This is a genomic window from Psychrobacter sp. APC 3426, from assembly GCF_030408035.1.
Lineage (GTDB): Bacteria > Pseudomonadota > Gammaproteobacteria > Pseudomonadales > Moraxellaceae > Psychrobacter.
In genome coordinates this window covers 1-26,037 of the sequence record NZ_JASDCF010000030.1, presented here as the reverse complement: position 1 = coordinate 26,037, position 26,037 = coordinate 1, and the positions used below count along the sequence as shown (strand labels likewise).

The 26,037-nt window shown below is 42.9% G+C and carries 25 protein-coding genes; 18 read left to right on the top strand and 7 right to left on the bottom strand.

Annotated elements, in window-relative coordinates; genetic code table 11:
* Positions 1 to 240: 240 nt before the first annotated feature.
* The 5 genes from QL919_RS12330 (at position 241) to QL919_RS12310 (ending at position 4,376) form a co-directional block, all read left to right on the top strand.
* A complete protein-coding gene (locus QL919_RS12330) occupies positions 241 to 666 on the top strand; it encodes a hypothetical protein (RefSeq protein WP_290189779.1) in 426 nt (141 codons plus the stop codon).
* 390 nt (positions 667 to 1,056) lie between these two features.
* Complete coding sequence (locus tag QL919_RS12325) at positions 1,057 to 1,269, top strand: cold-shock protein (RefSeq protein ID WP_057758834.1); 213 nt, start codon at positions 1,057 to 1,059, stop codon at positions 1,267 to 1,269.
* A 298-nt stretch (positions 1,270 to 1,567) separates the two neighbouring features.
* Positions 1,568 to 2,128: a YetF domain-containing protein gene (locus QL919_RS12320; RefSeq protein ID WP_290189778.1), complete on the top strand. Its 561-nt coding sequence runs from the start codon at positions 1,568 to 1,570 to the stop codon at positions 2,126 to 2,128.
* A 435-nt stretch (positions 2,129 to 2,563) separates the two neighbouring features.
* Positions 2,564 to 3,313: an electron transfer flavoprotein subunit beta/FixA family protein gene (locus QL919_RS12315; RefSeq protein ID WP_290189777.1), complete on the top strand. Its 750-nt coding sequence runs from the start codon at positions 2,564 to 2,566 to the stop codon at positions 3,311 to 3,313.
* A gap of 130 nt (positions 3,314 to 3,443) precedes the next feature.
* Positions 3,444 to 4,376, top strand: coding sequence for an FAD-binding protein (locus QL919_RS12310; RefSeq protein WP_290189776.1), 933 nt, complete (start codon positions 3,444 to 3,446; stop codon positions 4,374 to 4,376).
* Between the two features lie 93 nt (positions 4,377 to 4,469).
* On the opposite strand, the gene QL919_RS12305 is transcribed toward QL919_RS12310, so the two are convergent.
* Positions 4,470 to 5,264: an RNA methyltransferase gene (locus QL919_RS12305; RefSeq protein WP_290189775.1), complete on the bottom strand. Its 795-nt coding sequence runs from the start codon at positions 5,262 to 5,264 to the stop codon at positions 4,470 to 4,472.
* Positions 5,265 to 5,367: 103 nt separating this feature from the next.
* Positions 5,368 to 6,351, bottom strand: coding sequence for a class 1 fructose-bisphosphatase (locus tag QL919_RS12300; protein ID WP_290189774.1), 984 nt, complete (start codon positions 6,349 to 6,351; stop codon positions 5,368 to 5,370).
* Positions 6,352 to 6,795: 444 nt separating this feature from the next.
* Here QL919_RS12300 and QL919_RS12295 point away from each other — a divergent pair, with 444 nt between their 5' ends.
* From QL919_RS12295 to QL919_RS12285, 3 genes are all read left to right on the top strand, one after another.
* Positions 6,796 to 7,887, top strand: a complete 1,092-nt coding sequence (locus QL919_RS12295) for an aspartate carbamoyltransferase catalytic subunit (protein WP_290189773.1) — start codon at positions 6,796 to 6,798, stop codon at positions 7,885 to 7,887.
* A 140-nt stretch (positions 7,888 to 8,027) separates the two neighbouring features.
* Positions 8,028 to 9,158: a dihydroorotase gene (locus QL919_RS12290; protein WP_290189786.1), complete on the top strand. Its 1,131-nt coding sequence runs from the start codon at positions 8,028 to 8,030 to the stop codon at positions 9,156 to 9,158.
* The gene (locus QL919_RS12285; protein ID WP_290189772.1) at positions 9,151 to 9,699 is read left to right on the top strand and encodes a DUF2127 domain-containing protein; all 549 of its coding nucleotides are present in this window, start codon (positions 9,151 to 9,153) and stop codon (positions 9,697 to 9,699) included. The genes QL919_RS12290 and QL919_RS12285 overlap by 8 nt, the downstream gene beginning before the upstream one ends.
* Positions 9,700 to 9,822: 123 nt before the next feature.
* On the opposite strand, the gene QL919_RS12280 is transcribed toward QL919_RS12285, so the two are convergent.
* The 3 genes from QL919_RS12280 to QL919_RS12270 all read right to left on the bottom strand — a co-directional run bounded on the left by QL919_RS12280 (position 9,823) and on the right by QL919_RS12270 (position 14,672).
* The gene (locus tag QL919_RS12280) at positions 9,823 to 11,097 is read right to left on the bottom strand and encodes a sodium:proton antiporter (RefSeq protein WP_290189771.1); all 1,275 of its coding nucleotides are present in this window, start codon (positions 11,095 to 11,097) and stop codon (positions 9,823 to 9,825) included.
* Positions 11,098 to 11,205: 108 nt separating this feature from the next.
* A complete protein-coding gene (locus QL919_RS12275) occupies positions 11,206 to 12,837 on the bottom strand; it encodes a DUF2254 domain-containing protein (protein WP_290189770.1) in 1,632 nt (543 codons plus the stop codon).
* 284 nt (positions 12,838 to 13,121) lie between these two features.
* The gene (locus QL919_RS12270; RefSeq protein WP_290189769.1) at positions 13,122 to 14,672 is read right to left on the bottom strand and encodes a YihY family inner membrane protein; all 1,551 of its coding nucleotides are present in this window, start codon (positions 14,670 to 14,672) and stop codon (positions 13,122 to 13,124) included.
* Positions 14,673 to 14,973: 301 nt separating this feature from the next.
* Here QL919_RS12270 and wrbA point away from each other — a divergent pair, with 301 nt between their 5' ends.
* The gene (gene wrbA / locus QL919_RS12265; RefSeq protein ID WP_290189768.1) at positions 14,974 to 15,591 is read left to right on the top strand and encodes an NAD(P)H:quinone oxidoreductase; all 618 of its coding nucleotides are present in this window, start codon (positions 14,974 to 14,976) and stop codon (positions 15,589 to 15,591) included.
* Between the two features lie 113 nt (positions 15,592 to 15,704).
* Positions 15,705 to 16,187, top strand: a complete 483-nt coding sequence (locus QL919_RS12260; protein ID WP_290189767.1) for a hypothetical protein — start codon at positions 15,705 to 15,707, stop codon at positions 16,185 to 16,187.
* Between the two features lie 105 nt (positions 16,188 to 16,292).
* On the opposite strand, the gene QL919_RS12255 is transcribed toward QL919_RS12260, so the two are convergent.
* A complete protein-coding gene (locus tag QL919_RS12255) occupies positions 16,293 to 17,063 on the bottom strand; it encodes a DUF3108 domain-containing protein (RefSeq protein ID WP_290189766.1) in 771 nt (256 codons plus the stop codon).
* 564 nt (positions 17,064 to 17,627) lie between these two features.
* Here QL919_RS12255 and QL919_RS12250 point away from each other — a divergent pair.
* Both QL919_RS12250 and groL read left to right on the top strand, forming a co-directional pair.
* The gene (locus tag QL919_RS12250) at positions 17,628 to 17,918 is read left to right on the top strand and encodes a co-chaperone GroES (RefSeq protein WP_010196840.1); all 291 of its coding nucleotides are present in this window, start codon (positions 17,628 to 17,630) and stop codon (positions 17,916 to 17,918) included.
* 126 nt (positions 17,919 to 18,044) lie between these two features.
* The gene (gene groL / locus QL919_RS12245; RefSeq protein ID WP_290189765.1) at positions 18,045 to 19,694 is read left to right on the top strand and encodes a chaperonin GroEL; all 1,650 of its coding nucleotides are present in this window, start codon (positions 18,045 to 18,047) and stop codon (positions 19,692 to 19,694) included.
* Between the two features lie 289 nt (positions 19,695 to 19,983).
* On the opposite strand, the gene yaaA is transcribed toward groL, so the two are convergent.
* Positions 19,984 to 20,784, bottom strand: a complete 801-nt coding sequence (gene yaaA, locus QL919_RS12240) for a peroxide stress protein YaaA (RefSeq protein WP_290189764.1) — start codon at positions 20,782 to 20,784, stop codon at positions 19,984 to 19,986.
* Between the two features lie 478 nt (positions 20,785 to 21,262).
* Here yaaA and QL919_RS12235 point away from each other — a divergent pair, with 478 nt between their 5' ends.
* The 6 genes from QL919_RS12235 (at position 21,263) to QL919_RS12210 (ending at position 25,908) form a co-directional block, all read left to right on the top strand.
* Positions 21,263 to 22,420 (top strand): NAD(P) transhydrogenase subunit alpha, encoded by a 1,158-nt coding sequence (locus tag QL919_RS12235; protein WP_290189763.1) that lies wholly within the window; start codon positions 21,263 to 21,265, stop codon positions 22,418 to 22,420.
* A gap of 115 nt (positions 22,421 to 22,535) precedes the next feature.
* Positions 22,536 to 22,874: a proton-translocating transhydrogenase family protein gene (locus QL919_RS12230; protein WP_290189785.1), complete on the top strand. Its 339-nt coding sequence runs from the start codon at positions 22,536 to 22,538 to the stop codon at positions 22,872 to 22,874.
* Positions 22,871 to 24,271 (top strand): NAD(P)(+) transhydrogenase (Re/Si-specific) subunit beta, encoded by a 1,401-nt coding sequence (locus QL919_RS12225; RefSeq protein WP_288727214.1) that lies wholly within the window; start codon positions 22,871 to 22,873, stop codon positions 24,269 to 24,271. Before QL919_RS12230 ends, QL919_RS12225 begins: the two co-directional genes overlap by 4 nt.
* Before the next feature lie 125 nt (positions 24,272 to 24,396).
* Positions 24,397 to 24,933, top strand: a complete 537-nt coding sequence (locus QL919_RS12220; RefSeq protein ID WP_290189762.1) for an acyl-CoA thioesterase — start codon at positions 24,397 to 24,399, stop codon at positions 24,931 to 24,933.
* 151 nt (positions 24,934 to 25,084) lie between these two features.
* Positions 25,085 to 25,294 carry a Fe-S cluster assembly protein IscX gene (gene iscX / locus QL919_RS12215; RefSeq protein WP_011279849.1) on the top strand — a complete coding sequence of 70 codons (210 nt, stop codon included), beginning with the start codon at positions 25,085 to 25,087 and terminating at the stop codon, positions 25,292 to 25,294.
* 62 nt (positions 25,295 to 25,356) lie between these two features.
* Positions 25,357 to 25,908 carry a GyrI-like domain-containing protein gene (locus QL919_RS12210; protein ID WP_290189761.1) on the top strand — a complete coding sequence of 184 codons (552 nt, stop codon included), beginning with the start codon at positions 25,357 to 25,359 and terminating at the stop codon, positions 25,906 to 25,908.
* Positions 25,909 to 26,037 lie beyond the last annotated feature (129 nt).

Genomic DNA, 26,037 nt, shown 5'->3' with positions numbered 1-26,037 from the left:
CACCGCATTCGTCCTTATAGTGGATACTGGTTGAAAACGGGTCACTCTTGCCTCATATAAACAGCCGTGGCTTTTATTGTTATAACGCTTTTTTATCTGAGAGCCTTCGACCTATACAGACTACTAGGTTGTTTGACGCTTTGTCTGATTTAAGGCCTTTCTTTTGAAACCAATAATCTCTCAAGCATCAAAGAGATTGGATTTCTTATTCTCATTTCTATAGATTACAGGTTGTGTGTTGTGCAAATATCTTCTCCTGACTGGCTAACGCCGCAATTCGTATATATTACTCTTAGCGCTGTGGTAGCAGTTTTAATTTGGATAGAAGGGGAGATGCTCAAAAAAACTGACGGCAAACTGCCTCAATCGCCCTTGTTTAAGTTCAGCTCATTACTTGATACGGCGTGGTTTTTTGTGTCTACCGTCGCTTTGTATGTCATTGATCTGACCCCATTAGCGATAGCAGTGCCTGCCGCTTATAGTATCTATACTGTCTTTGGGTGGATTTATGGCACACGTCTGCTCAAGCGCAAAGGCATTCCCGACTCTCCTAATGACTTGGTAATACCGGCTAAGTATATTGCCTACAGTCAGTCATTCTCATTGATATTTTTTGCACTGTGTTTATTGGTATTAAGCTCACCATGGTTGCCAGTACCTCAGTAAGATAGCTGTCTGTTACATGAATGCTAAAATAGTGAGCGTGAACTTATCTTTAATGATTAGATAAGGTAACTCTCACTACATAAAGCTTACTTTAATGAGTCGGATTATAAAAACATCCATTATATCAATAGCCTATAAAAACATCCTTTAACGATATGAAGGCGCAATAGTTATGTTAAGTGTTTACAAAATTCATCAATTTAGCCTGTTGCTGTTATGAAAAGCTGTTATAATCAGCTTGTACTTAAAGGATTTTAGGTTATAACCTTAAGTTATCGAAAGATGATCTGCGGTTTTAACCATTGCATTCAGCAAAAAATAATTTGGGTATATATCAATTAATCGGTGATGACACACGTCTCGCCAACAGTTAAAGAGTTAGGAAAATTTATGTCAGATAAAGTTGAAGGCACTGTAAAGTGGTTTAATGAAGCTAAAGGTTTTGGTTTTATCGCTCAAGACAACGGCGGACAAGACGTATTCGCTCACTACAGCGCTATCCAAGGTAACGGTTTCAAAACTCTAGCCGAAGGCCAAAAAGTGTCGTTCATCTTAGGTGATGGCAAAAAAGGCCCACAAGCTGAGCAAATCGAAGCTATCTAATCTCAATTGCTATTAAGTAAGCTGTTTGCAGCAAGCTTGATGCAGTAAGATTATCAATAGACATTGATTACTTTGTTTGTTAAAACAATAAAAATACTGTTTAGACTTTAAAAAAAGGCAACCTCTCATCAGGTTGCTTTTTTTGTTTCAAATTTTCTAATACAGAGTCACTAGTGTCATTATTTGCTAGTGATGATTAACGGAGTTTGGAGTTACTTATTAGCTTGACCATGCTATGAAACAATAGTGGTTCAAATAATGGTGTACTGAGCGATAAAAAGTGAAACGAGGATGTCTTATGGAATGGGAAACGTGGTTCGCGATTGATTGGCAGCAACTATTGGGAATTTCTTTATCAGCAGTCGGATTTTATCTAGGACTGATGCTGTTTACCCGTCTTATGGGACTGCGTAGCTTCTCTAAGCTGTCAAGCCACGATTTTGCAATGACTGTCGGCATTGGTAGTATACTTGCGTCTACCGTATTGTCAGATACACCCTCATTGATGCAAGGCTTGTTTGCTGTTGCTGTACTGTTTGTGATTCAAGGTTTGATTTCGCTCATCAGACGTAATGTGAAATCGTTAAAATCTTTGATAGATAATCAACCGATTATAGTAATGGCACATGGTGAATATTTCTGGGACAACTTGGCTGAGGCAAACCTGAGTACCAGTGATGTTCAAGAAGTGCTACGCAAGAATGGTATAAAATCAAAAACTGAAGTGTTTGCCGTTATTATGGAGACAACAGGGGATATGAGTGTCATTAAAAATAATGATGTCACGCCTGATTGGTCTTTGTTTGATGATATCCGTGATAGTGAACTGCTGATTAAGTCTGATAAAAACGTATTTTAATATTGATGGGCCTGCAATTCTGCTAAAAGAGAGAAATAATAACAAAATGATAAGTAAATAGAGCGCCAGTAATGCTATAAAGGTGCAAAAGGTTTGGCTATTAAGCAATAAGAAACGTCGATATTGTGCACTTATAGACTATTTATTATAGAATGGTGACAAATTTATGACGCATTATTCACGGCGTTGTCTTGACCTTAGGCTTATGCTGACGCAAGATACGTAGGTCTGATAATAACGGTTGGCTTAGCTTTAGCAGATTTTAGATATAACGAAGATGATGGGCATGATTTTTTAGTTTGTGCTTATTCTTTTGATTATATTCTGTTGATGCAGTATTAACCTTGAGTAGTATTTTGAACGACAGTTTAAAAAATGAACCTTTGGTTCTTAACTGATTTATTTTAATTCATAACATTAACAAACGAGGAACGTATGAAAGCATTAGTAGCGGTCAAGCGTGTCATTGATTATAACGTAAAAGTTCGTGTAAAAGCTGATAACTCTGGCGTTGATTTATCAAACACTAAAATGTCAATCAACCCTTTTGATGAAATTGCAGTAGAAGAAGCCGTTCGTCTAAAAGAAGCTGGCGTTATTGACGAGGTTATCGTTGCCTCGATTGGTCCTAAAGAATCACAAGAGCAGATCCGTGCCGCTCTAGCCTTGGGTGCTGATCGTGGTGTTCTAGTATTGACTGACGACAAGCCTTATCCACTACAGGTTGCTAAGATTCTTAAAAATATCGCTGAAAGCGAAAGCACCGATATTATCCTATTGGGTAAACAAGCGATTGATGATGACAACAACCAGACAGGCCAAATGTTAGCAGCATTGATGGGTATCGGTCAGGGTACGTTTGCATCAGAAGTAAAAGTTGACGGCGGTAAAGTAAACGTTACTCGTGAAATCGATGGCGGCTTGCAGACGGTTGCACTTGATTTGCCAGCAGTTATCACCACTGACTTGCGCTTGAATGAGCCACGTTATGCTAAATTGCCTAACATCATGAAAGCAAAGAAAAAGCCGCTTGATGAGAAGACACCAGCTGATTTTGGTGTTGATATGGCATCTAAGCAAGAGATTATTAAAGTCGTGCCACCTGCTGAGCGTAAAGCTGGTATTACAGTTGGTTCAGTGGATGAGTTGGTCGATAAGCTAAAAAATGAAGCAAAAGTAATCTAATACTTCGCTACGGCATATCATGTACAAGGTTATTTGTTCAGACCCATACATTCAATTTGGGCTGTAACCATAATTTTGTACACAAACAACCGCATGAATAGATAATACGAACAAATAAAGGATTAGAACCATGGCAATTTTGGTATATGCAGAACATGACAATGCCAGTCTAAAAAAGGCAACTTTGAACACTATCGCAGCTGCTAAGCAAATGGGTGATGACGTCCATGTATTGGTTGCTGGTAGTGGCGCACAAGCGGTCGCTGACGAAGCAGCTAAAGCAGAAGGTGTTAGTAAGGTTTTACTAGCTGACAACGCGGCGTATGAGCATCAACTAGCAGGTAACGTTGCATTGTTGGTTGCTGATGTTGCTGGCGATTACAGCCACATCGTCGCTGCTGCAACGACCACTGGTAAGAACTTTATGCCACGTGTTGCTGCTTTGCTTGACGTTAGTATGGTGTCAGAAATCTCTGCTGTAGTAGATGCGCAAACGTTTGAGCGTCCTATCTACGCAGGTAACGCAACAGCAACGGTTAAGACCTCAGAAGATAAAGTGGTATTAACTGTACGTGCAACTGGTTTTGATCCAGTAGCAAGCGAAGGTGGTTCTGCCACTGTTGAAGCGATTGACAATGTTCAAGAGACTGGTAAAGCAAGCTTTGTTAACGAAGAGATGGCCAAGTCTGATCGTCCTGAATTGACTTCAGCTAGCATTGTGGTTTCTGGTGGTCGTGCACTAGCAAACGGTGAAAACTTCACTAAATATATCGAGCCATTAGCTGACAAGCTAGGCGCTGCTGTTGGTGCATCACGTGCTGCAGTTGATGCAGGCTATGTACCAAACGATATGCAGGTCGGTCAAACGGGTAAAATCGTTGCACCGCAGCTTTATATCGCTGCTGGTATCTCAGGCGCTATTCAGCATTTGGCTGGTATGAAAGACTCTAAAGTTATTGTTGCTATCAACAATGACCCAGAAGCGCCTATCGCAAGCGTTGCTGATTACTTCTTAGAAGCTGACTTATTTGAAGCGTTACCTGAATTGACCAGTAAGGTGTAATAGTTGCTTAATAAGTAATGAAGTACAAAAAACCCGCTATTTTTAATAGCGGGTTTTTTATTACCTCAAAAACATTTTTTATGATGTTTTAAGCTAAGTATATTTTCTTTGGCGCAAGGTTTCATATAAACATAATGAGCCTGCAATAGCGACATTAAGGCTCTCTTGACCATTGGGTTGTGGTAGGGCGATAGGGGTGGCACATTGCATCAGCTCGTCACAAACACCTTGTCCTTCATGTCCCATAATCCACGCGATTGGTTTCTTTAAATCATGTTGATAAATAACCGTATCAGTATGTGAACTGGTCGCAAACAACGGCGTTTGCACATAATCTAAAATGTCTTGCACGACTAGACCTTCATAAATAGTCAGGGCAAACTGTGCACCCATGCCAGCTCTTAGGGTTTTAGGAGACCATGCTTGAGCCGTGCCAGCGGTACATAAGATATTGCGTATACCAATCGCGGCTGCGGTGCGTAGCAAGGTGCCCACGTTGCCACTATCCTGCACGTCATTCAGAATCAAGCAGTCCTCATTTACTGTCGTCAGGGTAGGCGCTGGTATATTGATAATCGCCATAATATCGATACCAGTACCCAAGCTGCGAATACTCTCATACAACGAGTCTGATAACGTTAAGATAGGCGTGTAAGTTGGCAGTCGAGTTAAAACTTGCAGAACTTCAGGATGGTTATGCGCTGACTCTGCCAGTAGTATTTGAGAAAATGGGTAATCGCTACGCAAAGCCGCATCGATAAGGTGGACACCCTCAATCACAGTCTGGCCTTGCTTTTTACGTTGCCGAGCTTGTGTCAATAGTGACTTGACCAGCTTGACCGTCGTATTTTTATCTGAGGTAATAAGCTCGGTGGGATTTGCTACCATAATGAATCGCTTATAGAAAGATATAGAGAGTTTGAAACGTCATTATAAAGGCCTATCAATTATAGTGCTTTATGATGACGGTTAGCAGATTGGCTTGGCTGACTTATTTATCAGCGTGCTTTACATGTAAGTCTTTTACATACGCCACTTCATTTCTGCTGCCAAGTACCACAGGGACACGTTGGTGAATATCGTTTGGTACTATATCTAAGATACGATTGACTGCGTCTGTTGCCGCGCCGCCAGCACGCTCAATCAATAAGCTCATCGGATTGGCTTCATACATGAGGCGTAGCTTGCCCGCCTTATTGGCATCTTTAGTATCAAATGGATACGTGAAAAGTCCGCCGCGACATAAGATGCGATGCACATCACCAACCATGGCAGCCACCCAGCGGGTATTAAAATCGCGGCCACGAACACCAGTTTTGCCAGCAATGAGTTCGTCGATATATTGTTGCATCGGCGCGCGCCAGTAACGATAGTTTGAAGCATTGATAGCGTATTCGCTGGTATCAGCATCGATTTGGACATTTTCTTCTATAAGAACATACTCATTGGTATCAGGGTCTAAGCTAAACATCACAACATTATCGGTAATAGTCAGTGCCAATACCGTCGAGGTGCCATATAGCAAATAACCGGCGGCTAGCTGTTGATTACCGGCTTGCAAAAAGTCACTGTTTTCGCTGTTTTGACCTTGGCGTTGATACGGTAAGATAGAAAAAATGGTTCCAACTGCCATATTGATATCGATGTTCGATGAGCCGTCAAGTGGGTCAAACAATACCAATAAGCTACCATCGGGATTGGCAGGAGTGGCATCATCTAATTCTTCTGAAGCAACGCCTGCACAGTGAGCATTTTTTGCCAAAGCATCTAATAATAAATCATTGGCCAATACGTCTAGCTTCTTTTGATCTTCGCCTTGGACGTTTTGATTACCAGCTTCACCTAATATGTCCGCTAAAGCCCCTTTTCTGAGCAGTTGAGAGATGGTCTTGCCAACATCGGTGACAGTAGTAATGACGTCATTAAGTGCAGGATGATTAGCGTGAGTGTTTAGGTAGTTTGCTAAGGTCGTCATAAGGCTTCCTAATAAATGGAATAAATAGAGGGTATGGAGATGAAAGATAAAGTAGGTAAAAGTTAGATAAAGCGAGTAGGCGGCATTATATTTAGCGCAGCTTTACTGGTATTCAGCGAATCTTTAGCAGGTAAGTTATTAAATAGCTTATACCGCATCTTTGTCCTGACCACAAAATCAGCTACACTATAGCTATAATTATTTATCTATGATTCAGGTCAGCTAATTTCATGGTGCTTATTTCAGTAATAATTGTCATAAGTCTACTGACATCAATGAGCAGGTCACCAGTCTGACTAAATAGAGGTGGTGTTGTTAGGGTAAATTGTAGCAAATAAGCGTCAAAATGTCCTTGTATCTATGTATATCAGCCTCAAATGATTAAAAAAGATAAATTAATAATTGCGATAGACTCATATCAACTCATAATAAAGACTTGTCACTATGTCAAAAACGCCAAATGCCTCAAACGCTCTCGACAGCCGCTTATCACATACGGTTTCGCCGACTGATTACGCAAAATTTGATCCCGATACCATTCATCAAAAGCTCAACACGTCATTGAGTCGTCCGCAGCTCAATACCGATGGTAGTATTCGTCACTTTTTGGGTATAGAAGGACTTAATAAAGCGCAGTTACAGGCTATTATCGCCAAAGCCGAGACATTTTTTGATGACAATGGGCAGTTAATCAACCGTCCTGAACTTGAAGGCTATACGGTGATGAATCTGTTTTTTGAGCCTTCAACACGTACCCGAACGACCTTTGAAGTGGCTGAAAAACGCTTGGGCGCCAATGTGTTGAATATCGATATTGAGCGTTCTAGTACCAAAAAAGGCGAAAGCCTGCGTGATACGTTATGGAACCTGCAAGCCATGACCGCAGATATTTTTGTGGTACGACATTCGGCATCTGGTGCTGCACACTTTATGGCGACAGAAGTGACGCCTGATATTGCAATCATCAATGGCGGTGATGGCTGGCACGCACACCCAACACAAGGCATGCTCGATATGCTAACCATTCATCGTGAGGCGCCACGGCCTTTTGAGGAGCTGTCAGTGGCTATCGTGGGCGATATTAAGCATTCGCGAGTGGCCCGCTCTGATATCAGTGCGTTACAAACGTTAGGCGTGAAAGACATTCGTGTCTGCGCGCCGCGTACTTTATTGCCTAAAGGCATTGAGCGTTTCGGTGTGCAAGTTTATGAAAATATGAACGAATGTGTCAGCGATTGTGATGTCATTATGGGGCTAAGAATACAGAATGAGCGCATCGGCTCTCCATTGTTGGCGTCATCGAGTGAATATTATAAGCACTACGGTATTACGCCAGAGCGTGTGGCCTTGGCCAAGCCTGATGCGTTAGTCATGCATCCAGGACCCATGAATCGAGGTGTTGAGATTGCATCGAGTGTTGCTGATGGTGCGCAGTCTGTGATTTTGAAGCAGGTAAATAACGGTATTGCTATTCGTATGGCGGTGTTGTCGTTGGCAATGGAAGGTCAGCGCGCTCATCAGGCGGCAAGACTGTAATACTCTGACTACTCTTTCATTCTTATTTAACTCATTTTATTGATACGGTAATAACGCTCATGTCTCATACGATAAACACTGATGCCACGATACTCAACCAGTTACCACAAAATTTTCAAAAATCATTACCAAGTGTTGTAATGGACAAGCTGGCTACTTTAGACACAGGACAAGAGATGTGGTTGCTGCCGCCATTGGTTGATTTGTGCGCTCGTTTGCGTGAGCCAGGCCAACAGCAGCACGGTACATTAAAGTCAGAAGGCTCAGCTGCTCGTGGTAATGGGTTTTTACATGTGGTTATTCCGCCTGATACCACACCGATTTTAGAAAATGGCTCTCTACTTAAAGGGCTACGAGAACGCGCACTAAGCGATGGCGGTATTTACTTACATATTTTAGGGGCGTTGACTGCGGGACTAGAAGGTGAACGACCCTCTAATATCGCGGGTCTAAAAAAAGGCGGCTGTATTGCTGTTTCTAATGCTCGTAGACCTTTTAGCAATGACTTGGTTCTGCTACGTACATTAGAGTATGCTGCCACTTTTGGGATGAAGGTGTTCTTTTATCCTGATGAACCAAGCCTGTCTGGTGAAGGTGTGGCACACGAAGGCTATATCGCCTCATATCATGGGCTACAAGGAATCCCGTGGATTGCTGAGACGGTTGCTTTGTCTACACAGTTGCTGATGGTTGAAGAAACTGGGATTGCTGCTCACTTTAGCCAATTGTCTTGTAAGTCTTCTATTGAATTGATGCGTTGGGCAAAAGATAAAGGCTTGCCAGTGACTTGCGATGTGGCCATGCATCAGCTGTATTTGACCGATGATAACTTGGAAGGCTTTAATGCCCAAGCTTATGTATTACCGCCGCTACGTAGTAATACCGATCAGCAAGCCATTCGCCGCGGCTTAAAAGACGGTACCATCGATGCCATCTGTAGTCATCATGAGCCACTGAACAGTACGGCAAAAAAAGCGCCCTTTGCTGAGAGTACCCCAGGTATCTCAAACTTTGATACCTTTATGGCGCTGGCCTGTCAGCTGGTACATGATGAGGTATTAACTTTAGAGCAACTGGTGGATAAAATTTGTCTGAACCCTGCAAAAATCGCTGGTATCAGTGAGCAGTACGAAAATATTGGCGGCGCAGTATTGGTTGACCCCAATCTTAAATGGCAGGTGACCACCGAATCTATGCTATCGAATGGTAAGAATACGCCATTTTTTAATCAGCAGTTGCAGGGCCGTGTTGTGGAGACTTTCTTTGGCTAACTTGCCCCGACAGGATGACCGTTTGCCGCCATCCTCGAAGGATAACACTCATGACTTGGCTAATCGACCAAACAAAATGCAAAGTACTGCTAGTGAGTCTATTAAGGCAGTCGCTATCTATGAGGTGGTCAAAGGGGTAGGCGCGCTGCTAGGAGCAGGGGCGTTGTGGTCTTGGCACGGCAACCTTGAGCAATGGCTAACGACTGCCACTGACTCATGGCAACAGACCTTTGGACAGCTACTGGCACCACAAATTGATAGTGCAGTACGGATTGCACAGCAGGCCAGTAAAAATTGGCCTATATTTCTATTATTGATTTTTGCTTATGCTAGCCTACGTTTTATTGAAGCCTATGGTTTGTGGCAAGATAAGACATGGGCATATTGGTTCGGCGTACTTGGTTATGGGGTATTCATTCCTATCGAAGTTTACTATTTAATAGCCCGACCATTTGATTGGTTTAAGCTGGCAATACTGATCTCAAATATTGTTATCGTATTCGTGGTTTATCGTAATATGAAACGAAAAGGGTTGATATAAAGCGTTCAGCAAACAATCATATCAATTGAAACAAGCCAGCTTAAGAGCTCCCCTTTAGCTGGCTTTTAGTATAGTGCTTCGTCTTAGCGTCATTCTAGAAGCATTCACCTAAAAACTTATTGACTATAGCGTTGCGGTATTGTTGTCAGGACGAATGCTTTTGGCCACTTTTCCAACGCTCAATCCCTGTACTAAAATAGAGAATATGACCACGGCGTAAGTGAGTGCCAACAATATATCGCGCTCTGATCCAGTCGGCAATTGCAGTACCAAAGCCACTGAGATGCCACCACGTAATCCACCCCACGTCAGTACTTTCCATGCACCTGTCGGCAAATCAAGCTGGCGATGAAAAGTCTTGGTGGTCATGCCCACAACAATAAAGCGCGCAAGCAAAGCAATCAAAATCGTCAATCCAGCAGCGATAAATAAGTTGCCTGAATAAGCGATCATCACCACTTCTAAACCGATTAATACGAATAAAATCGCGTTTAATATCTCATCGATTAATTCCCAAAACAAATCAATATAGTGCCGCGTTTTATCACTCATGGCTAAGGCGCGCCCACGGTTGCCCACCATCAAGCCCATCATAACCATTGCTAGGGGCCCTGATAAATGCCAGTGGCTGGCAAGTGCATAACCACCAATCACACCGGCGAGCGTCAATAACACCTCTTCTTGGTAACTGTCGATACTTTTTATTAGGTAATACAATATACCACCAAGTACCAAGCCAAAGACCACACCGCCGCCAGCTTCAACCGCTAAGGTATGCGCCACATAATTGGCCGTTGGAATATCACCGCTGGTTAAAATGCCCAGTAGGAGGACGAAAATAACGACACCAATACCATCATTAAACAGAGACTCGCCAGCGATGACGGTCTCGATGCTTTTTGGTGCACCGGCTGAGGAGAGGATGCCCATCACCGCAATTGGGTCAGTCGGTGATATCAAAGCACCAAATAACAGACACCATAGAAATGGCAACCCAAACCCAAACAAGGGCAACATAAGGTAGAGTGCTGTGGCGATGAGCATGGCTGAGACGATAGTGCCAATACCAGCAAGAATACCGATGGGTAGTTTATAGCGTTTTAAGTCGCCGATATTGACATGGAGGGCACCTGCAAATAAAAGCATCGAGAGCATGCCATCTAATAGCACTTCGGTAAAATCAAGCTGTTCTAATAAGCTGACCTCATAATCAATCAGTTGATCGAACCCTAAGAATCCTAAAAAAATCGCACCAATAGATAGAACAATAGAGATAACCATTACACCGATGGTAGTCGGCAAACCAATAAATTTGTGATTGACGTAGGTTAGTAAGGCGGTAATAGATAAAAATATGGCGCTGATTTCAAGTATGGTCAGGCTGGTTGCAGATGCCATAAAACAGGTCTCGTATGGATGATGAAGTTCTCTAAGCAGGCAGCTCATGAGCGTTACATAAACAGGTAATATGTCTCTTAATTTATAGTGAAATGATTATGCTGACAATTAACTTGATGGCATCTGTAGTGCTTGACGAATATCAGCGTCAAATTCACTGATATAGTCAAAGTGCTGATGCTGCGAATCCTTATTAAGGATAAACTCCTTAGCTTGTTGACACATATCCATTAGGTCATCTATTAGCTCTTGATAGCTTAGGTTTTCTGCGCCAGCGCGTTCAATCAGATGTAGCTCATGCAATAAAGTCTGCTGCTGTGAGTTATTGACTCGAGAATAATTGAGATCGACCATGGCCTGACACAGGGCTTTTAGCACCATAAGATCCGCAGTGGCATAGCGTCTGATTTCGCCAAGTGACGTTTCGATGAACTCTGATATTTTGGGCGTATAAGTAACGACCGCTAAAATGGCGACTCGCTGATCATTCATTGCCTTTTTGGGAGGGTTGTCTTTTGAGTTGCTATCATCATTTTGTGTTGGCGAATAAAAGTGATACGGACTGGGTGGCTGACGACGCATCATAATACTTAAGCAGCTTGTCAGTGACTGCACGCAGTTAACAGCGGTCTTCGGGTCGTTAATACCAGGAGATAGGGCTCGTACTGCGATTTCCGTCATTTGCCCTAAACTATAAGCGATATCATTAGAGTGTGCTAAGCGCTGCTCAATACGAATACAACCCGAAAAACGCTGCCAAAACATGCCATCAGGCGCGCGCGGTATGATTGCTAAATGCGGTGTTGCGGTTTTTTGTTGATTATTCGGGTGGTCAACAGGACGTTGATAAAAGTAGCCAATGACGTTTTTATCAGTGACATAGTCGCCAAGATTGGTGTGCATCTGCACCACGCCGCCATACTCTTGTGTTAGGGTAATCAAGGACTCTAGATAGACTTGCTGCAGGTAGCCTGAACAGGGCGGATAAATGGGCACAGCTTGCCAAGTATGGAACTGCTCGACGTCGTGGTGCTCGACATCACGCTGATGCTGAATATCGCAATGGTCACTATACCAATAGTGAATGTTATTGATAGCGTCATTGCTGGCGTTTTGAATGACATGAGACGCTTGGATGGCGTGTACCATATGTTGAATGAAGTACACCAAAAGTAGGGCACAGATAATGGCCATGATAATGGCAAAAGTCACTGCCAGTTGTGGTACGCCAAAAGCAACGTCGTATTTATGAATAGACTTGAGCACCAACAAACTATAGCTAAAAGTACCAATGAAGGCACCCAATACAAACTGATTGGGTGTGTCTGTCAAAAAGTTACGTAACAATCGCGGCCCAAACTGTGAAGACGCCATCGATAATACAGCAATCGTAATCGAGAACGTGGTACCAGCGACACCCAAGACGGCTCCGGCAATCGATGTCATGATGGCACGGGCGGCATCGTCATCACCAGTGAAGGCAAACGTGATTTCTCGAACTGTCTCACGGTCAAAGTGCTGATCGATAGTTACTAATAAAGGTGCAAGCAATATACCGACGATGACGCACGCCGTCGGAATAAACCAATAAGAACCAATTAACTCCTGCCATAGATTTCTTAGGCGATCAGGTAGGTCGGCCAATGTCTGTAGCGACCATAGCTGCGAGAATTGTTTTAGCCCCTGTGTCATTGCTATGAGTAGTCGTTTGAAAAGGCCACTTTCAGGGGGTGTATTCAAGGTTATATGCTCCAAAAATAGCACAAGATTCTATCTATCGTAAAACAGCGCCATAGGTAAGCTGAATACTCTGATGAATAAGAGTGCCAGTATAAATAAAATGGCTAGATACATGACAATGCTGCAAGTAGAATAACTTTACCATACAAATTCATGTGTTTGAAAATACAATAAAAATGACAGTAGAGCCTGAGGCTGGGTTAGTCTATATAAAACTTAATGCTCAGATTAAGAACATGCCCTAATCTTATTATTAGTTAGCTTGCACTCTCAATTCGATTTCTTTAGCGCACTTTAGGGTTATCTGCTTCAGTGATAATAGTGCTCTTATGCTCACGCCTACTCGTTTCTTTTTTATTAGGGGACGCGCCTGAGCCCATCGGAATCACTACCTCATTATTATGTTGATCACATTCAATATCACTGTCTTTGTCATAAGCGATGGGGTCAAAGCGTGGGTCATCTTCAACTTTTGAATCGCTCTTTGCTAAATCAGCAGGTGTGGAAATCGCAGTCTTCCTAAATAAGCTAGGAGTGCTTTTTTTATGAATGCCTTTTTTATCAGATGATGATTTTTTACGTGGCTCAGCGTTGATAAAAATAGCATTTAACGGTAAGTCTAGCTGCTGCTTGGCATAAGCTTCGGTATGCTCAAAGCGCTCGACCAATAGACTTAGCCAAGGCTTTTGGTCTTCGATTCTCATCTCATCAAGCTCGTCTTTAATAGGTAAGGGGTAAGGCAGCGTGCGATAAAAATCCCATAGCGTCATCTTACTCAAGTCTTTTTTGAGTACATAATCTTCGTCTTCAGTCATGGTGATGAGGTTACTGTCTTGTAGGTAATTGATATAGGTATACCATTTTGGCAGCTCCTTGCGGCCTAGCACATTACGCAGTGCTTGTTCGCTGACAGCTTCACCTTTTAGGTGATGGGTGTACACAAGGTTGAGCATGTCGAGTAAGCTGAATAATGGATGACGAGGATAGACTTCCTCGGTCTCAAAAATGGTCAGCGTATAGCTAATCTCCACACCCAATAGGATTAAATTCCAAGACAGATATATCCATAGTAAGAAAATTGGCAGTGCAGCAAACGCCCCATAAATGGCTTCATAACTGGTAAAGTTCGCCATCACGGTACCAAAAAGGTGCTTCATCAACTCAAAAACAATGGCGACAAATAGCCCAGCGATGGCAGCGTTTTTCGCAGGGACACGTGCTTTAGGGATAAACCAATACATGCCAATAAAACCAGCGATAGTCACACCAACAGACACCGCTTGTACCCAAAAAGACCAATCAATACCATAGCCTGCGATTTGGCGGTTTAAGAAACTCAGACTTTGTACTGCGCTCGAGGCAATAAATGCCGTACCCAATACCATGGGTCCCAATGTCACGATTGTCCAATAGCGCAGCATACTTTTGATACCACCTGAGCGGTTTTCTACTCGCCAGATTTGGTTAAAAGCGCGCTCAATAGTCGTCAAGGTCATGATGGTGGTAAAAAACAACACCATTGCACCGATAATGGTCAGGTTTGACGACTTCTCGGCGAAGCTGTTGATATACTCACTGACCTGCATGCTCGATTGCGGCAATAAGTTACTATAAATCACCTCATATATCTGCGCCCTGACAGAGGCTAGCGCCGGTACAGAGGAGAGAATCATCAATAGCACTGTTAATACCGGTACAATCGATAGCATGGTGGTGTAAGTCAGCGATGCCGCTTTTTGTTGGCAGTTGTCTTCAAAAAAGTGCCGAGTCAGGAATCGCAAAAATTGAAACCAGCGCTGATGTAAAAACGGGATTTTTTTTGATAAGTTTTCCATATCGACCATTTAGCAGGGATTAGAGTGACAGTAGTGTAACAAAGATAGGCGCTTATCATCTGCCATTTATTTGTGTCAAAATGCACAGCAGCAACCCCTACAAGGTTTTACTCGCTACAATATACCGCGAGGTTGTTTGCATGTCAGTGAACGACTGGGGCATAATGTGCACATATTTATATAATGCTTATCAGCTGCTATACATAGCTCTAATAAAACATAGCGCTAATAAAAACATATAGCTTAGCTCACAGCGTTAATGATTCTATAACGTCAATGATTTTATGAGGAAGTATTGCTAATGAGTCAAGCCAAACCTTATGTTTTAGTGCTCTATTATTCTAATTATGGTACGACTAAGACATTAGCATATGCTATCGCGCAAGGTATTGAAGATGCTGGCATGACAGCACGTATCCGTACGGTGCCGACGGTCGCACCTGAGACCATTGTAAGCAAGCCTGCGATACCTGACGAGGGTGACTTATATTGCACCATGGATGATCTGAAAGACTGTAGCGGTCTAGCGCTTGGTAGCCCAACACATTTTGGTAATATGGCGGCGCCCATGAAGTACTTTTGGGACAATACGGTGACATTATGGCTGGCGGGTAATTTGCAGAATAAGCCTGCCTCAGTATTTACTGCAACGGGTTCGATGCATGGTGGTCAAGAATCGACATTGCTAACGATGATGTTGCCGCTGATGCATCACGGTATGATTATCGTCGGTGTGCCTTATGCGGAGCCTGCACTGAACCGCACAAACCGTGGTGGTACGCCTTATGGTGCCAGTCATGTGAGCGGTGCGTTACACGATCAACCTGTCTCTAATGATGAGCGCGAGTTGGCTATTGCTCAAGGTCGTCGTTTGGCTATCAGTGCGACAGCATTGGCACAAGCCAACTGGAAACGCTAGAGGGCTTTATAGCCTGCAGTGTCTTATATTGACTGCGCTATCGTTGGCTCAGCTCTTTCGACTCTAAAAAGGCGTTACTGTAAACGTTATTAATTAGGAAATAAGTATCTCTAATGGCTACAAACCAAACCGACAATGAAGTGAAGGCTAGCGTACCAGTCAAAAAAGCCGGCAAGCCTGTTAAGGTTAAAAAGCCTATCGCCCCCATTCGTCAGCGTTTAATGCTGACATGGTTGATTTGGTTGGCTTATAGACTACTCGCTTTGCCTGTTTCTATTAGCCTTTTTAATCCGAGTAGCCCTGACATCGTCGGTGGTATCGCTTGGCAAGCACTATGGCTAGTGCCAGCATTTATCTTAACACCGTGGGTCATGGGTGGTCGCTCGCCTTATGCGCTATTGGTTGGTAGTATGTTTACACTGGTCTATCTAGGCGCTAGTGGTGTGGTGCTATTTACTCGTGCTTATGGCAGCAGTTGGGCAGAGATAGGGGTGTATCTGGTTGACTTTGTACTACTGTTTGCTATCAATGTTTGGCTGTTTATCCTGCTAAAGCGTCTGCCTTCGATGAATAATGTGGTCAAGCAACCACGCTAAGTGATTCATTTAATGAAGTTTAAGACACAAAAAAGCGGCACTCCATGTAGAGTGCCGCTTTTTTGTGAAAGAAGTTAGGTTATATATAGCTAGCCAATATAGGGTTTAGTTAGTCTTGGTTAACTCTAAATCCATTTTCTTACCATCATTAATCTGACTTACTTTTACTGGTAGGTAGTCTAAGCTCGGTGCCAACCAAAAACTGGTTGAGCGACCGTTATCATCATGAATACGGTCGACACGAACCGTATCGAAAGTACCTGCTGGCACGGTAATTCTAGTATTGCCCGATTTTTTAAATGGGGTTTTTTCTACTTTGTCTTTTTTTGCCATGTAGTAGTTACCAGAGAATTTACCATTTAATAAATCTTGGCGAATTTGTACCTCTAAGCTTAAATCATCAAAGGCTTGCTGCGCCATATTCAGGGTTGTGGTCTTACCTTTATAAGTACTGGTCACCTTTTTAGCACTTGGGTTAAAACTCAACTTGTGCGTGCGTCCAAGACCTAGCAACTTATAGGTGGTGCTTGCCTGCGTCGGAACGACGTTATTACCGCTAATCGTAAACGTGCTGTGTTGCGTGGCACTAGCAACACCCGCCACTCGCGCATTAACATCGTACTTCCAAGTGTTGCCTGATTTTGCAAGCGTACGAGTCGCCGTGCCTTTGTATTTGTCTTCCACGGTAAAGCTATAGTTGGCGCTTGATGGCTGGATAGCCTTGGCGTTAGCAAGGGTAGGTGCGGTCATACTCAAAGCTCCAATAGCAGCGATACTGGCACCTGTGGTTAAGGTGGTTAAAAAATTAGATGTGCTGCGATTACCGTTATTTGAATGGTTTGTTAATGATTGATTGTTTTTAAATAAAAAACTCATGGATATTCCTTAATGTGATTTCAAACTGATCTGTCAGCGTTTACTTATAACTATTATTATGATCTCAAGGACTATAATGGTCATAATCTGTTACATTTTCAAGGGTGGCGGCAAAGGTTGGAGTCTGCCTCTTGTAATCAATATTGCTGATAAAGGTAGCGTTATGACTGCTAGTAACTTGCTGTAAAGGCAGTAAGACAGGGTAACTAAAAAGGTCAGTGATAATTGAAGTGTACCCACGTCTCATCGCTTACTATTACAATCCGAATCCGATAGTAAACCTGTTGTTTTAGAACAATGCTCAAGCCTTTAATACCGTGCAATTCAATCTAATTATCTTTTTAAAAGGTTCTTAATGACTGAATAAGCGACAATGTGCGAAATTCTTGTAAAATTTTGAGCTTTAGACTTGAACCGAACTCACCTTGCCCCCACTTTTTGATACAAGCTCAAAGCTTATCTGTAATGTGCTGTTTTTAGCAGCGCATCCTATAGATTTTGGTATTGAGACCATTAATTCAAATAAACCCTTACTTTTAATAACCAACTTTTGGAGTCATATCGATGAACATTCGTCCTTTACATGACCGTATTGTCGTCCGCCGCATAGAAGAAGAAACAAAGACTGCTGGTGGTATCTTGCTTCCTGGTTCAGCTCAAGAAAAGCCATCACAAGGTGAAGTGCTAGCAACTGGTAATGGCCAGATTCGTGACAATGGCGAAACTCGTGCGTTAGATGTAAAAGCTGGCGACAAAGTCTTGTTCGGTCAATATGCTGGTCAAACGGTAAAAGTTGACGGCGAAGAGCTATTGATTATGAAAGAATCTGATGTATTGGGTGTGCTTGAGGGCTAATTGTCCACGAGGCGATTTTAGCTAATTATTTTTAGCGAACACCATTTATGCCTCAAGAGCATTATAAAAAATATCTTTCAAACATTTAATTGCATTCTCATACTAATAATAGTGGAGTAATTTAACATGGCAAAAGACGTAAAATTCGGCATTGATGCCCGTAAACAAATGATGGACGGCGTAAACGTTCTAGCAAACGCAGTAAAAGTTACCTTAGGCCCTAAAGGTCGTAACGTGGTAATCGATAAATCATTTGGCGCTCCTACCATCACTAAAGATGGTGTATCAGTTGCCAAAGAAATCGAGCTTGAAAACAAATTTGAGAACATGGGCGCGCAATTGGTTCGTGAAGTTGCTAGCCGCACTAATGATGTCGCTGGTGATGGTACAACCACTGCGACCGTATTGGCTCAGTCAATCCTGCAAGAAGGCATGAAATCAGTTGCCGCTGGCATGAACCCAATGGATCTTAAACGCGGTATCGACAAAGCAGTACGCGAAGCGGTTAAAGAAATCCATAAGCTATCGACCCCAGCTGACGATCATAAAGCGATTGCTCAGGTTGGCTCTATCTCTGCGAACTCAGACACCAAAATCGGTGAATTGATTTCTCAAGCGATGGAAAAAGTGGGTAAGCAAGGCGTTATCACTGTTGAAGAAGGTTCAAGCTTTGAGGATACCTTAGAGGTTGTTGAAGGTATGCAGTTTGACCGTGGTTATATCAGCCCATACTTTGCCAACAAGCAAGACAGCTTGACTGCTGAGTTTGAAAACCCTTATATCTTGCTTGTTGACAAAAAAATCAGCAATATCCGTGAAATCGTCCCATTACTTGAGCAAGTGATGCAGCAGAGCAAGCCATTGCTAATCATCGCTGAAGACGTCGAAAACGAAGCATTGGCTACGCTAGTTGTCAACAATATGCGTGGTGGTTTAAAAACTTGTGCGGTTAAAGCACCTGGATTTGGCGATCGTCGTAAAGCAATGTTAGAAGATATCGCGACACTAACTGGCGGTACGGTTATCTCTGAAGAGATCGGTTTAAGCTTAGAGACTGCTACTCTAGAACAACTTGGTACTGCAAAGAAAGTCACTGTTGGTAAAGAAAACACCGTTATCGTTGATGGTGCTGGCAACAAAGCAGACATCGATAATCGCGTTGAGTCTATCAACCGTCAAATCGAAGAGTCTACCTCTGACTACGATAAAGAAAAGCTACAAGAGCGTGTGGCAAAACTGGCAGGCGGCGTAGCGGTTATTAAAGTTGGCGCAGCAACTGAAACTGAAATGAAAGAGAAGAAAGATCGTGTTGACGATGCGCTACATGCGACTCGTGCAGCGGTTGAAGAAGGCGTTGTCCCTGGTGGTGGTGTTGCCTTAGTTCGTGCAATGAATGCATTGTCTGAGCTACGTGGCGATAACGACGACCAAAACGCCGGTATGAACATTCTACGCCGCGCAATGGAAGCACCATTACGTCAAATCGTGACCAACTCTGGCGAAGAAGCTTCAGTTGTGGTCAACGAAGTGAAGAGCGGTAGCGGTAACTACGGTTACAACGCAGCGACTGGCGAGTATGGTGATATGCTAGAGATGGGTATCCTTGATCCAGCGAAAGTTGCTCGTTCAGCATTAGAAAACGCTGCATCTGTTGCAGGCCTCATGCTCACGACCGAAGTCATGATTACTGATTTACCGCAAGGTGATGATGGTATGGCTGGCATGGGCGGTGCTGGTGGAATGGGCGGTATGGGTGGAATGGGCGGCATGATGTAATTTATGCCTCGACTAAACTTGTAAGACGTTGTTAACCTCGTTCGATGTACTATCAGTACAATCTTCACTTGGTTGCCTAGTCGTACTGCTTTAGTCAAACCATAAAACGATTTTCACTAGATTTTTATATATATTTTTGAAAGCGTTTGAACTACCGAGAGCTCTGTTATCGTTAAGATAGCAGGGCTTTTTTAATGAAGGTTTTTAGTCCGTTTTTCCCAAACAAAACCCCGATAGGCTGAGCTTATCGGGGTTTTTTTATGCAAGTTTAGTATATCTTAGCTAATAATTACGAGTCCACTTCATCTCGTCTAAACGTCCATGTCTTATCATCAGACAGCTCATCGACATAATAATATCTTGCCAAGTCAAAGTTCTTTAATTGCTCAGCCTTGGTCAATTTATTGTCAGCAGCATATTTCACCATCAATCCACGGGCTTTTTTGGCATAAAAGCTAATCACTTTATAGTTGCCATTTTTCTCATCTTCAAATCGTGGTGTGATGATTTCAGCATTTAGGGCCTTTTTCTTGACCGATTTAAAATACTCATTGGAGGCCAGGTTTATCAATACTTTGTCTTCGCTATCAGCCATGCGTGCATTGATAACATCAGTCACTTCCTCGCCCCAAAATTCATATAGGTTGTCACCGCGCGCGTTTTTCAGCTTAGTGCCCATCTCTAAGCGATACGGCTGAATCAAATCTAGTGGTTTTAGCACACCATAAAGACCTGACAAAATACCTAAGTGCTTATTGACGTAAATAGCCGTTTCTTTATCCATGTTATACATATCAAGACCAGTATAAACATCCCCATCAAATAAATAACCCGCTGGTTTGGCATTGTCTAAAGCAAATGGCTTATCTTCGCTCCAGCTCCATTGTTGATTGCGCTCAGCATTGAGTTGGGCCAAATCGTCAGAGATGCTCATCAGTTCTTGCAAATCAATTGGTTCTTTTGATTTTAGTATTCTAATCAACTCTTGCGAATGCTCTATAAGCTCAGGCTGACTATAGTAGTTGCCGAGATTGACAGGAATATCATCCGTTTCATTCAAAGACTTGGCAGGGGATAGTAAAAAATACATCGTTCTTCCTTATTATAGTGAATCAATGACTGACCTATTAACATGTCAAGCTATCTTATTATACGGCATGTCAAAATTAAACTTGACTGCCTCATGGTTGTTTTATGTTTTTGAAGCATATACTGATGATTTATAAACAATTGAAGAGTTATTAATAGTGCTTTCAGCCTTTATATAATAAGGGATAAGCATTAGTAGAAAAATAAAAGTTTTTAATATAACAATAAAAGTTATACGGATGGTGTAAACGCCTAACTTTTTATTTTACTTGTGGGTCATCATTAGGCAATGAAAGTTAGCGGACGATATCTCTATAATAAAAAGGCATGATGGTGAAGTAGCCATCATTTATTAAATTGATAGCCTTTGGTCATTAATTTTGAACCAACTCGACCAAGGGCTTTTTTGTCCCCTGTGCTTTTTTAAATGTGCTTTGAGGGTATTAAAGATAGTCATTAGACGTAAGTAAGGAGACGGTATGAAAATCGGTGTAATCAGTGCAGATAACGCGAGCGAGAGCCGTGTCGCGCTAATCCCAGACGCAGTAAAAAAACTGCGTAAGCTTGGGTTTGAAGTCGTCATACAGTCAGGTGCAGGTCAAGCAGCGTACTACGCTGATGAGATGTATCAGGCTGCCGGTGCCGACATTGCCAGTAGTAGCGCCGAGGTAATCACCCAGTCTCAGATTATTACTACGGTTCATGACTTGTCAGCTGCAGCGATAGAGAGCTTGAACGCGGGTCAAATCGTGATTGGTATGCTTGACCCATATCGCAATACGCAGCTGGATACTTATGCTGCTAAAGGGGCGACTGCCTTTGCGATGGAGCTGTTACCTCGCACTTTATCACGTGCACAAAATATGGATGTTCTATCATCGCAAGCCAACCTTGCTGGTTATAAAGCGGTACTGCTCGCGGCCAATGAATATTCGCGTCCTTTCCCGATGTTCATGACATCAGCGGGTACGGTTAAACCTGCTAAAGTAGTCATTTTGGGTGTGGGTGTTGCAGGTTTGCAGGCCATTGCGACAGCCAAGCGCTTAGGTGCCGTCGTTGAAGCAAGCGATTTACGTCCGACCGCTCGTGAGCAAGTAGAGTCATTAGGTGGTAAGTGGCTTGATGTACCGATGAGTGCAGAAGAAGCTGAGACCGCCAAGTCTACAGGTGGTTATGCTTGGACACCATCCGAGCAATATGTCAAAGACCAAGCAGCTGTGGTTGACAAGGCATTAAGCAATGCTGATATCGTCATTACCACGGCGCAGATTCCTGGTCGTAACGCCCCGCGCTTGGTACATGGAGCCACGCTTGCCAAAATGAAAGCGGGTTCAGTGCTGATTGATATGGCTGCTGGAACAGGCGGTAACGTAGAAGGCAGTGTGCCAAATGAAACTATTACTACTGCCAATGGTGTGCGTATCGTTGGTGCAGCCAACATTCCATCAATGCTAGCGGCGCAGTCTTCAGATTTGTACGCCAATAACCTTGTGAACTTTATCACCACCTTAATTGCTCCTGCAGCTACAGATGACGCTTCAGCAAACAAACTGGCACTGAACTTAGATATGGAAGATGAGATTCAGGGCGCACTGGCAGTGACGCATGAGAGTCAGGTACGACTAGCCAAACGCTAGTTTTGACTGCCTATCACTACACACTTTGTCACCATACATTTGCCAGACACGAATAAATTTTTAGGAGGATAAGATGATTGCCACTGTTTTAGCTGCAGCGCCAGCCGGTGCAGCCATGAGTAGCACACCATTTGTAGCGATTTTCACTGTATTTGTACTCGCTATTTTTGTGGGATATTACGTCGTTTGGGGAGTGACCCCAGCGCTACATACGCCATTGATGGCTGTGACCAACGCCTTATCAAGTATTGTCATCGTCGGTGCGATGCTACAGACGGTTACCATTGACGGCTCTGTGTTCACGCCGACCAGTTTGCTTGGTGCCTTTGCCGTATTTTTGGCCAGTATCAATATTTTCGGTGGTTTTGCCGTGACTGAGCGCATGCTTTCCATGTTTAAGCCCAAGGTGAAAAAAGCGCCTGTTGTTGATGCTGATAATGGAGGTGACGCATGAGCGACTTAACGAACTTCATCGCTACCAATGCTGATTGGTTTTATTTGGTTGGCGCCATTCTTTTCGTATTAACGTTACGTGGTTTATCGAGTCCAAAAACAGCCATTCGTGGTAACCGCTTCGGTATGGCGGCGATGGCTATTGCTGTTATTACCACATTCTTCCTAGCCGAAGGTCCTATTTTATGGATGATTGTCGGTGCTATGGTTTTGGGTGCAGTGGTCGGTATGTGGAAGGCCAGAACGGTCGCCATGACCCAAATGCCAGAAACCGTCGCTTTGATGCATTCATTTGTTGGTTTGGCAGCGGTGGCCATTGCATTGGCAACCGTACTACACACTGAAGAAGCTTATAGCACAATTACTCGTCTAGAGCTGTTCATCGGTTGCTTTATCGGTGCGATTACCTTTTCAGCATCATTCTTCGCTTTTGGTAAATTAGCAGCAAAAAGCTGGGCGAAAACGCTGGTTGGTGGTTGGGTTAAACCGGTACAAGCGATTCTATTTATCGCGATGATTGGTTTTGGTGCGGTCTATTTTATGACTGATTCGCTACCAGCATTCTATGCGATGACTGTACTAGCCATTATCTTTGGTTGGATGTGGATTGCGCCAATCGGTGGCGGTGATATGCCAGTGGTTGTCTCACTATTGAACTCATTCTCAGGTTGGGCGGCAGCCGGTATTGGTTTTACCCTTGGCAACTCGATGCTGATTATTGCAGGTTCACTGGTCGGTTCATCAGGTGCCATTTTGTCTTACATCATGTGTAAAGCCATGAACCGCTCATTACTCAACGTATTGTTTGGTGGTATGGGTACGACAGCTGCTGCTGCAGGCGGTGATGATGGTGCACCAAAGAACTACAAAGCAGGCTCTGCAGAAGATGCTGGCTTCTTGATGTCCAATGCCAGTAACGTTGTGATTGTACCCGGTTATGGTATGGCGCAAGGTCGTGCACAGAATGCGGTCAAAGAGTTGTACGAGCTATTGAAAGAAGAAGGCGTCAATGTTCGCTTTGCTATTCATCCAGTGGCAGGTCGTATGCCAGGACACATGAACGTACTATTGGCGGAAGCGGATGTGCCTTATGATGACATCCTAGAGATGGATGAAATCAACTCTGACTTTGCCAGTACGGATGTAGTCTTGGTCATTGGTGCTAACGACGTGGTAAACCCATCAGCAAAAGAGGATCCAACGTCGCCAATCTTTGGTATGCCCATTTTGGAAGTTACCAAAGCGCAAACGGTCATGGTCATCAAGCGTTCAATGAGCACAGGTTATGCAGGACTTGATAACAGCTTGTTCTACATGGACAAGACCATGATGATCTTTGGCGATGCTAAGAAAATGGTCGAAGAAATGGTTCGTAGTATCAATGGCGGCGGTCATTAATTGCTAATCATCTACTAATAATATTTTCACGAAAAAAGTCACTGAGGTGGCTTTTTTTGCGTTAAGGTATGCCACATTTATATTGAATTAAATCCTACACAAAATAAGAGTTAAGAGAGCCATTTATGAACATGTTGATACGTTTTTTTATTATGGTCCATTTACTAAAAAAGCAACTTAAGCAGCAATCAGCTAGCGCAAGTCTGAGTATAGAAGTCTTAACCGCACCCATTGTCCGTTCATACCGCGTATTGCCGCATGACATGGGTTTTCGAGATCATCTGCCTAATTATCGTTACTTGTCTTTTATTGAGCTTAATATCACTCATTGGCTAATGGCATGCTGTCATCAAAAAGGCATTAAAAATCTCGGTTGGATTATTGCCATGCAAGAAATGGTCTATCTCAAAGAAATTAAATTTCTTAATAAGATGACGGTAAATAGTCAGCTTGCCGGTTGGGATAAAAAATACGTCTATTTTGAAACGAGATTCTTTGTAAAAAATCAATTGATGGGCGTAGGAATGACTAAGTTTGTATTGACCGATAAAAAAGGTAAATGCGCGCCAGAAGTTTTAGATATGTTGGGCGAGCGGACGAATGACGTTATCGATTCTTGGAATCAACATCAAGTGGCCATTAAGTCCGCACAATCTGCTTAATTGATGAACTCAAGAGAGTTTGCATAACCAACTTGGCTATAATTGGTTGGCGAAGTTTGGTAGGATAGGGGCTATTACATTGACAAACGATTAAGTCGATAAACGACTTGATATGATTGTTTTCTAACATTATAAAAGTTAAGGAGTTACTATGACCCCGCAAAAGTTGAAGTGGACAGACAGCTTAGATATCGCGATTGAGCTTTATGAAAAATTCCCAGAAACTGATCCGCAATACATACGCTTTACCGATTTGCATCGCTGGGTAACTGAGCTTGAAGGCTTTGATGATGACCCGCAACGCTCAAATGAGGGCATCTTAGAAGCCATTCAGATGAATTGGATTGATGAGGCTGACTAGTTCGACTCTTCTAATTTCCCTAAAATATCAAATAAAAATTATATAAATAGGATAGGAAGCACATGACTTCAAAAATCAAAGAGCTATCCGAAGCGATAGTTTGTAAAGGTATCAGTGTTCGTACCACGAATAACGCAGAAATCAGCCATGACACGGCTAAATTGGGTCGATTATGGCAAAAATTTTATCAAAACCATGTGGAGCATCTCTCTGAAGGTGAAGATATTTATGGTGTTTTTCATAACTATGAGAGTGATGATCTAGTAGGCGCTTTTGATGTAGTAGCGAGCTGGAAGGTAAAAAGCGAGCCAGTAGAAGGGCAGGATAGTGACGAAGACAGTAATGAAGACAGCAACGTTCTTAGTGCTGAAAACATCCTTAGCGCTGCTCATTCTAGCGATGTCGTAACAGTGGCTATTCCTGCTGGCAGGTATCTGGTGTTCTCTGAAGAAGGGCATATGCCAAATACGGTCATGAATGCTTGGGAGAAAGCGTGGGAATATTTCCATGATTCAAACTGTGAGCACACACGCACTTATAATGTCGATTTTGAGCATTATATTGGTGGTAATTTAGAGTATGGGCAAGTAGATCTGTATATTGGTATTGAATAGAAACCCCACTCTCAACTTCGAAAGTGATTGAAAAAAGAAGAGCACCTCACTAATCTATTGTTTTCGACCAAGAATACAATGGAGTTGTGAGATGCCCATAGACGAATTTATCATCAATATCTATTTAAT